This window comes from Streptococcus sp. 10824 (assembly GCF_013276595.1).
In the GTDB taxonomy this organism is placed as follows: domain Bacteria; phylum Bacillota; class Bacilli; order Lactobacillales; family Streptococcaceae; genus Streptococcus; species Streptococcus pseudopneumoniae.
In genome coordinates this window covers 1-8534 of record NZ_VMLH01000077.1, presented here as the reverse complement: position 1 = coordinate 8534, position 8534 = coordinate 1, and the positions used below count along the sequence as shown (strand labels likewise).

Genomic DNA, 8534 nt, shown 5'->3' with positions numbered 1-8534 from the left:
TGACAGTGGTTATCAAGGAATCATGAAGATATATCCTCAAGCACAAACTCCACGTAAATCCAGCAAACTCAAGCCGCTAACAGCTGAAGAGAAAGCCTGTAACCATGCGCTATCTAAGGAGAGAAGCAAGGTTGAGAACATCTTTGCCAAAGTAAAAACGTTTAAAATGTTTTCAACAACCTATCGAAATCATCGTAAACGCTTCAGATTACGAATGAATTTGATTGTTGGTATTATCAATCATGAACTAGGATTCTAGTTTTGCAGGAAGTCTAGTATAAAATACGGACTAATCAAGATAAAAGAATAGTGAATCATAAAAATCGATTTACTAGATACCATAGTATCTTATAGTTGCTAATAAGAAGTTAGTCTAGCAGAATGAACCTCTCATTTCTCCCCTACTAGTCCGTAATTCGTTGATACATTTCTGGTCTTCTATCTCGAAACAAGCCCCAGTTTAGGCGTTCACTTGCTCCCTTGTCTAGGTCATAAGTAGCTAACAGAACAGCTTCTTCTTGTCTTTCAGCTCGTTCTAGAATAGCTCCTGTTTCATCCGTCATAAAGGAGGAACCGTAGAAGTCAAGACTGGAACTCTGTCCGCCATTTTCCTCACTAGGCGTGACCTCTTCCAATCCATAACGATTGGCTGAGATGACTGGAACAATATTTGCTGCTGCGTGTCCTTGCATGGTACGTTGCCAATGACCACAACTATCCGTATCTAAAATTGGCTCTGAACCAATGGCTGTAGGATAAAAGAGCAATTCAGCACCATTTAACGCAAGACAGCGGGCTGTTTCAGGGAACCATTGATCCCAACAGATACCGATCCCGATCTTGGCATAGAGAGTATCCCAGACCTTGAAACCTGTGTTGCCAGGTGTGAAATAAAATTTTTCTTGATAATAATGGTCATCTGGTATGTGGGTCTTTCGATAAACACCCAGCACCTCACCATCTGCATCAATGACGGCAATAGAGTTATACAAGACATTACCATCTTTTTCATAGAAACTGATTGGTAAAACGACCTTTAGCTCCTTGGCAATGGTTTTAAAATGCTGAATAGCTGTATTGTCTGTCACCGACTGGGCATGCTGGTAGTAGTCATACTGACGTTCCTGACAGAAATAGGGACGTTCAAACAACTCGGGCAAGAGAATAATTTGTGCGCCTTGTTCTGCAGCCTGACGTACTAAACGCTCTGCGGTTTGAATATTTGTTGCCACATCCTTGGCGCATTGCATCTGAATGGCTGCAACTCTTACATTTCTCATCTTTTTCTCCTATTCTGGGATTTGTTGGGTGATACAGTGGATATTGCCACCACCTAAGAGAATATCTCTGGCTGGAATTCCGACAACTTTACGGTCTGGGAAACACTCACTGAGAATATCTAAGGCTACTTGGTCGTTTTTATCTTGAAACTGAGGAACTAGGACAGCCTTGTTGGCAATATAAAAGTTTACGTAGGAAGCTGCTAGTCGTTCACCTGCGTATCGCTCTTCTTCTCCTTCTTCATAGATGTAGCCTGGCAAATCCTCTTCGGTTACAACTTGATGAAGAGCTGGAATTGGAAGTTTATGAATAGTGAAGTGACGACCTTTTGCATCTGTTTCTTGCTCTAAGAATTCGAGATCTGCTTTTGACATGGCATACTGAGGATCGTTTTGATCATCTGTCCAAGCCAAAACAAGCTCTGCAGGACCAACAAAGGCTGAAACATTGTCAACGTGTTCATTGGTTTCATCCTGATAAATACCATAAGGAAGCCAAATAACTTTTTCAGCGCCAAGGCACTCTAATAAGGTATTTTCGATTTCCTCTTTACTAAGATGAGGATTGCGACCAGGACTAAGCAAACAACTTTCAGTCACGAGAATGGTTCCTTGACCATCGCTATGTATCGCTCCGCCTTCTAGGACAAAAGGTTTGGCATCATAAACAGGCATTTCCAAGGCCTCAGCAAAATTACTGGCTACTTGATCATCATCTTCATAGTCTTGGTAGAGACCATCTACAGCTCCACCCCAAGCATTGAAAGACCAATCCACGGCTAATTTCTGGCCTTTATCATTGACAAGAATGGTTGGGCCTGTATCACGCGCCCAGGCATCATTGGTGGGAATGTCTAAATAAACAACCTTGTCTCCAAGATAAGATTGGGCTTCAGCTAAGTAGTCTTGGTCCACCAAAAGATAGACTCTTTCTCCTTCTGCTATGGTCTTAATAATCTGGCTGAAAGCTCTTTTAGCAGCCTTTCCTTGAAAGGGCCATGAACCTGGTCGAGTCGGCCATATCATGAGGGTACCATGATGTAGTTCGTACTCTGCTGGCATACGATAGCCTAATTTTGTGGGACTGTCCATCATGATAATCTCCCTTTAAAATCTTGATAGCCAAAGGCTTTGACTAAGCTACAGTCACCCTGATCATCCATGAGATAAAGACTTGGCAATCCAATACCATTAAAGGTATTATTTTTAACAAATGAGTAAATAGCCATGTCCTCAAAGTAAAGTCTATCTCCAATCTCAACAGGATTTTCAAAACTATAATCACCAATTACATCGCCCGTCAGACAGGTATTAGAAGAAAGTCTGTAGGTATGGGCTTTTTCCTGTGCCTCAAAGCCATTTCTCAAAGGTGGACGATAGGGCATCTCAAGTACATCAGGCATATGGCAGGTCGCAGAGGCATCTAAAACCAAGATTTCCATACCGTTTTCTACAATATCTAATACCTCAGTTGTTAAATAACCCGCATTGAGCGCAATAGCTTCACCAGGCTCGATGTAAACATCGAGTTGATAGGTTTCGCGAATACGATTAATCTCAGAAATCAGCAAGTCCACATCATAGTCATCTCTTGTAATATGATGTCCACCACCCATATTGAGCCATTTGACCTCATGTAAGTAAGGACCAAACTGCGCTTCTACTGCTTTCAAAGTTGTTTGTAAATCATCTGCTCCCTGCTCGCAAAGGGTGTGAAAATGAAGACCATCCACCAAATCCAGCAAATCACTAGGAATTTTATCTAGTGTAACGCCAAAACGAGAACCAGGTGCACAAGGGTCATAGAGCGCATGGTCACCCTGTGTTGAACACTGAGGATTGAGACGTAAACCAACACTGATACCAGCCTCCCGACAACGAGGCCCGTGTTTGCGCAACTGCCTCTCTGAGTTAAAGACGATATGGTCCGTTATCTCTAGTAATTCCTCCATGTCCGCATCCTTAAAGGCTGGCGCAAAGACATGGACTTCACCCGGGAACTCTTCTCTAGCGAGCTTAGCTTCATAGAGTCCACTGGCTGTCGTACCAGATAGATACTGGCTAATCAAGGGATAGGTTTTGTAAAGGGAATATGCCTTCTGGGCAAGCAAAACCTTGCAACCAGATTCTTCTTGTACATATTGTAAAATGCGGCAGTTGCCTTCTAACTTTGCCAAGTCAATGATGTAAGCTGGCGTTGGTACTTGTTCTAACTTCATTAGTCCACCATTTGTGGATTCTCAACCACAACCCAAGGCAAACCATACTCATTCAAAGCTTCCATGAATGGATCTGGATCTAATTCTTCAAGGTTGTAAACTCCTGCTTGTTTCCAAGTACCATTCATAACTAATTTTGTCCCAATCATGGCTGGAACGCCTGTCGTGTAAGAAATGGCTTGTGAACCAACTTCTGCGTAACATTCCTGATGGTCGCAGACATTGTAGATGTAGATGGTCTTTTCAACGCCATCTTTGACACCTGTAAAGATACAACCGATATTGGTTTTACCAACCGTGCGTGGACCAAGGCTGGCTGGATCTGGAAGCAAGGCTTTTAAGAATTGAATTGGAACAATGTCTTGTCCATTGAAGTTAATGGTATCCGTACGAAGGAGTCCAACATTTTCAAGACATTTCATGTGCGTCAAGTAAGATTGACCAAAGGTCATAAAGAAACGAATGCGTTTGACACCTGGAATGTTCTTGACCAATGATTCAATTTCTTCATGGTGAAGGAGATACATGTCTTTTTGTCCGACCTGAGGGAAATCGTACTCACGCTTGATTGACATAGCTTCCACTTCAACCCACCTACCATCTTCCCAGTAAGAACCTGGCGCAGAAACCTCACGTAGGTTGATTTCTGGGTTAAAGTTTGTCGCAAATGGATAACCGTGGTCACCACCATTACAGTCTAAAATGTCGATATAGTGGATTTCATCAAAGTAGTGTTTGAGAGCATAGGCAGAAAAGACGCTGGTCACACCTGGGTCAAAACCAGAACCAAGAAGAGCGGTCAAGCCAGCTTCTTTGAATTTCTCCTGATAAGCCCATTGCCATGAGTAGTCAAAGTAGGCTGTAAAACCAAGTTCCTTGCAACGTTTCTCATAGATGGCACGCCACTCAGGATCTTCTGTATCCTCTGCCTCGTAGTTAGCTGTGTCGATATAGTGGACACCTGTTGCCAAACAGGCATCCATAATTGTTAAATCTTGATATGGTAAAGCTACGTTCAAAACAGCTTCTGGCTTGTAGCTTTCAATCAAGGCAATGACTTCTTGAACCTTGTCAGCATCAAGAGCAGCTGTCTCAATCTTTGTACTTGTTTTGCCTTCTAACTTCGCTTTCAAGTCATCACATTTTGACTTGGTACGGCTGGCAATCATAATCTCTGTAAAGGTTTCGCTATCCTGACAAATCTTTGAAATAGCAACTTGGGCAACGCCCCCACATCCAATAACTAATAAACGACTCATTTTTTTCCTTCCTCTTCTTCTAAAATGTCCTCAACATACTTGGGCAACATAAAGGCTCCCACGTGTAAGTTTGCAGTGTAGTATTCTGTGAAAAGCTGGCGTTTTTTCCAGCCTTCCTTGTCAAAATCTTTGACAGGGTGGTATTTTTTCGAAGCAAATCCAAACAACCAATAGCCAGCTGGACTGGTTGGTATATGGGCCTGATAAACCCGACTGATTGGAAAGGCTTGATTGACCTTGCGATGCATGCTTCGGCAAGCTGACTCATCCTCATCAAAGAAGGGACTCCCATGCTGGTAAATCATTATACCGTCTTCTTTCAGAGCACGATAACTATTACCGTAAAATTCCTTGGTAAAGAGCCCTTCCGTATGTCCAAATGGATCCGTCGCGTCGTTGATGATAATATCATAGTCATCTTCGCAGTTTCGCAAAAAGCGTAGCCCATTTTGGTAGTAAATAGTAACACGTGGATCATCTAGCCCTGCAGCAAAGTCTGGGAAATACTCACGACAAACCTCAACCAACATCTCATCTGGTTCCACGATATCGATTTGTTCCAGCTCAGGATAGAGTGTTAATACTTGAGCAACACCACCGTCGCCACCCCCAATAACCAAGACTTTCTTTGGATTGGGATGCACAGCCATGGGAACATGAACGGTCATTTCGTTGTAGACAAAGTCATCCGCATCTGAAAACAAGACGTGCCCATTTAAAATCAGTATTTTCCCAAAAGCTGGGGTATCCAAGACTTCGATATCCTGCCATTCACTTTTACCAGCGTAGAGTTGCTTGGCTGTTCGCAGGGACAATTTGACATCTGGAGTATGAACTTCAGAAAACCATAAATCCATCTAGTTATCCTTTCTCTTAATGACGTTGATGTGATTGACCTCAGGATCTTCCGTCCCTTGGAGGGAGCAACCACGTTCCTTAGCAAATTGGATATAGTCTACAATTTCACGAGTAATGCGTTCACCAGGAGCCAAGATAGGAATCCCTGGAGGATAGCACATGACAAATTCTCCACAGACCTGTCCAACAGATTCATCCAAGGTCAAACTTTTTCTCTCTGAATAGAAGGCTTCCTGAGGAGATAACACCAACTCGGGCTGAATATATTCTCCTGCTATCAAGTCCTTCCCATCTCGTGAATAGAGTCTCTTGATGTCAGCCAAAGCACCGACCAAGCGCTCGATGTCTTGGATGCGATCACCAATCGAAATATAGGCCAAGATATTGCCAATATCACCAAACTCAATCTGAATGTCGTATTCGTCTCGTAGGAAGTCATAAACCTCGATACCTGTTAAGCCAATACCCTGAGTGTAAACTGACAGCTTGGTTACATCAAAATCACAGACCGACACACCATCTATTAACTCTTTTGAGTAGGCATAGTATCCACCGATAGCATTGATTTCACGGCGAGCATACTCAGACAGTTCAATGACCTTTTCAAACGACTCTTTACCACGAAGGGCCAAGTTGCGACGTGAAATATCCAAACTAGCCATCAACAGGTAAGAAGCAGATGTTGATTGGGTCAGGTTGATGATCTGACGAACGTATTCAGAATTCATCTGCTCCCCGATAAGTAAAATGGAGCTTTGGGTCAAACTCCCACCAGACTTATGCATGGAAACTGCTGCCATATCAGCCCCTGCATCCATAGCAGAAATTGGAAGTTTATCAGTGAAATGCAAATGCGCTCCGTGGGCTTCATCTACTAAAACCATCATGCCAGCTTCATGAGCCATTTCTGTCAAACCCTTTAGGTCTGAACAGATGCCATAGTAAGTAGGATTGTTAATCAAAATGGCCTTGGCATCTGGATGGTCCTTTATGGCCTGGGCTACTCGGTCATTTTCAAGACCTAAAGCGATACCAATCTTAGGATCTACACTCATCTCGATATAGATGGGAATGGCACCACATAGAACCAGCGCATTGATGGCAGATTTGTGAACATTTCTCGGAAGAATAATCTTATCTCCTGCCTTGCAGGTTGACAGAATCATAGTCTGCACCGATGAGGTTGTTCCACCAATCATGAGAAAAGCACGGCTAGCTCCAAAAGCATCTGCAGCCAGCTCCTCTGCATCTCGAATAATCGAAATAGGGTGTCCTAGATTATCCAAGGGTTTCATCGAATTGACATCAATGCCTACACATTTTTCTCCTAACAGTTCGACAAGTTCTGGATTTCCTCGTCCACGCTTGTGACCTGGAACATCAAAGGGAACAATCCTTTTCTTGCGTAACTTCACCAAAGCCTCATAAATTGGGGCTTGGTTTTGATCTAACTTCTTCAAGACTTACTCCTTTACCGTATTTTTAGTGCCTCAAGAAGATAAAGGCGACTAAAGGTTGACTCATGAAAAAAGAGCAGGTTTCCACCTGCTCTGCAATCTTCTGACGTTTTTATGTTTGTTTCTGTTGAGTATGTCTGTTCCCGATGTTTCCTAACTCTCTAGTAGCAAATATTACGTACTTTATTGATCGTTTCACAAGATGACGTGTGCTTTCACCACACTAAAAATTTATGAATTAGGACAAGTGTCCTAACATCAACTTATAAAAGTAGGCTTTTAACCCTATCAATAATGTGGTTTTTCAACCACGCTTCGGCATTCAACCCTGCCTGTCCGTAGGCATTTTTTACTCGGGTTTATATTTGCTAGAAAACATCATCTCATTTTCTAAGCTTTATTACTATATCATGTTTTTAAGAACTTGTAAAGCGGTTTACGAAAAAAATATAAAAAGTTCGCAAAATAGTTGGATTTTATTTGATTTAATACTCATTATTCTCTTGTAAACGATTATAAAGTGAACAAAATGTTTATCCTATTTAATTTAAAATTTTTTATGCTATTCTATACTCTTTACCTTCGGTGTTTGATCTATCAGAGAAGATGTCGATATTTTTATATCATTAAAATCGTGCAACTTTTTTCAGATACTTTTAAAAGATTGATTTCATTACCTCTTTCCTTTATACTGGATAAAAAGGAGAATAGTATGTCAGAAACAAATCACGAAATCGATTCAAATTTTGCAGGTCGTTTAAATATCCTGCGTGCGGGTGTTCTTGGTGCCAATGATGGGATTATTTCCATTGCTGGTGTGGTTATCGGAGTTGCTAGTGCCACGACCAATATCTGGATTATCTTTTTATCAGGATTTGCAGCTATCTTAGCTGGTGCCTTTTCAATGGCTGGTGGAGCATATGTATCCGTTTCAACTCAAAAAGATACTGAGGAAGCAGCCGTTGCGCGTGAGCAGCTCTTGCTAGACCAAGATATGGAACTAGCCAAAAAGTCCCTCTATGCTGCCTATATCCAAAATGGAGAATGCGAAACCTCTGCTCAACTTTTGACTACCAAAGCCTTTTTAAATAATCCACTCAAGGCTTTGGTAGAGGAAAAATACGGTATTGAGTATGAAGAGTTTACCAATCCTTGGCATGCTGCCATCTCTAGCTTTATTTCTTTTTTCCTTGGAAGTTTGCCTCCAATGCTCTCAGTGACCATTTTCCCAAGTGAATACCGCATCCCTGTTACTGTCCTTATCGTCGGTGTGGCCCTTCTTCTCACTGGTTATACTAGTGCCAAACTTGGAAAAGCCCCAACCAAAACAGCTATGATTCGGAACCTTGCTATTGGTCTCTTAACTATGGGCGTTACCTTCTTACTCGGACAACTTTTCAGTATTTAATACTCTTCGAAAATCTCTTCAAACCACGTCAGCTTCGCCTTGCCGTATATATG

At 42.1% G+C, this 8534-nt stretch carries 8 protein-coding genes; 2 read left to right on the top strand and 6 right to left on the bottom strand.

Annotated features, from left to right (window positions below; all coding sequences use genetic code 11):
* On the top strand, window positions 1-259 hold a 259-nt coding region (locus tag HT701_RS07445), incomplete at its 5' end, for a transposase family protein (RefSeq protein ID WP_172931383.1).
* A 145-nt stretch (window positions 260-404) separates the two neighbouring features.
* Here the strand turns inward: HT701_RS07445 and aguB are convergent.
* Genes aguB through HT701_RS07415 form a run of 6 tightly spaced genes read right to left on the bottom strand, consistent with a single transcriptional unit; the run spans window position 405 to window position 7076 of the window.
* Window positions 405-1280 carry an N-carbamoylputrescine amidase gene (gene aguB, locus HT701_RS07440; protein WP_023937523.1) on the bottom strand — a complete coding sequence of 292 codons (876 nt, stop codon included), beginning with the start codon at window positions 1278-1280 and terminating at the stop codon, window positions 405-407.
* A 9-nt stretch (window positions 1281-1289) separates the two neighbouring features.
* Entirely contained in the window at window positions 1290-2375 is a 1086-nt protein-coding gene (gene aguA / locus HT701_RS07435; RefSeq protein WP_023937525.1) for an agmatine deiminase, read from the bottom strand.
* Complete coding sequence (gene nspC, locus HT701_RS07430; protein ID WP_100104628.1) at window positions 2372-3499, bottom strand: carboxynorspermidine decarboxylase; 1128 nt, start codon at window positions 3497-3499, stop codon at window positions 2372-2374. The genes aguA and nspC overlap by 4 nt, the downstream gene beginning before the upstream one ends.
* On the bottom strand, window positions 3499-4758 hold the full coding sequence (locus HT701_RS07425) for a saccharopine dehydrogenase family protein (protein WP_100104629.1): 1260 nt from the start codon (window positions 4756-4758) through the stop codon (window positions 3499-3501). The genes nspC and HT701_RS07425 overlap by 1 nt, the downstream gene beginning before the upstream one ends.
* A complete protein-coding gene (gene speE, locus HT701_RS07420; protein ID WP_000366713.1) occupies window positions 4755-5615 on the bottom strand; it encodes a polyamine aminopropyltransferase in 861 nt (286 codons plus the stop codon). Before speE ends, HT701_RS07425 begins: the two co-directional genes overlap by 4 nt.
* The gene (locus HT701_RS07415) at window positions 5616-7076 is read right to left on the bottom strand and encodes an aminotransferase class I/II-fold pyridoxal phosphate-dependent enzyme (protein WP_138705230.1); all 1461 of its coding nucleotides are present in this window, start codon (window positions 7074-7076) and stop codon (window positions 5616-5618) included.
* 709 nt (window positions 7077-7785) lie between these two features.
* Here HT701_RS07415 and HT701_RS07410 point away from each other — a divergent pair.
* Window positions 7786-8481 carry a VIT family protein gene (locus HT701_RS07410; protein ID WP_023937531.1) on the top strand — a complete coding sequence of 232 codons (696 nt, stop codon included), beginning with the start codon at window positions 7786-7788 and terminating at the stop codon, window positions 8479-8481.
* Window positions 8482-8534: the final 53 nt, after the last annotated feature.

Excerpts from the sequence above, each read along its gene's own strand:
- aguB (WP_023937523.1), bottom strand. The coding sequence starts at position 1,280 with ATGAGAAATGTAAGAGTTGCAGCCATTCAGATGCAATGCGCCAAGGAT.
- aguA (WP_023937525.1), bottom strand. The coding sequence starts at position 2,375 with ATGATGGACAGTCCCACAAAATTAGGCTATCGTATGCCAGCAGAGTAC.
- nspC (WP_100104628.1), bottom strand. The coding sequence starts at position 3,499 with ATGAAGTTAGAACAAGTACCAACGCCAGCTTACATCATTGACTTGGCA.
- HT701_RS07425 (WP_100104629.1), bottom strand. The coding sequence starts at position 4,758 with ATGAGTCGTTTATTAGTTATTGGATGTGGGGGCGTTGCCCAAGTTGCT.
- speE (WP_000366713.1), bottom strand. The coding sequence starts at position 5,615 with ATGGATTTATGGTTTTCTGAAGTTCATACTCCAGATGTCAAATTGTCC.
- HT701_RS07410 (WP_023937531.1), top strand. The coding sequence starts at position 7,786 with ATGTCAGAAACAAATCACGAAATCGATTCAAATTTTGCAGGTCGTTTA.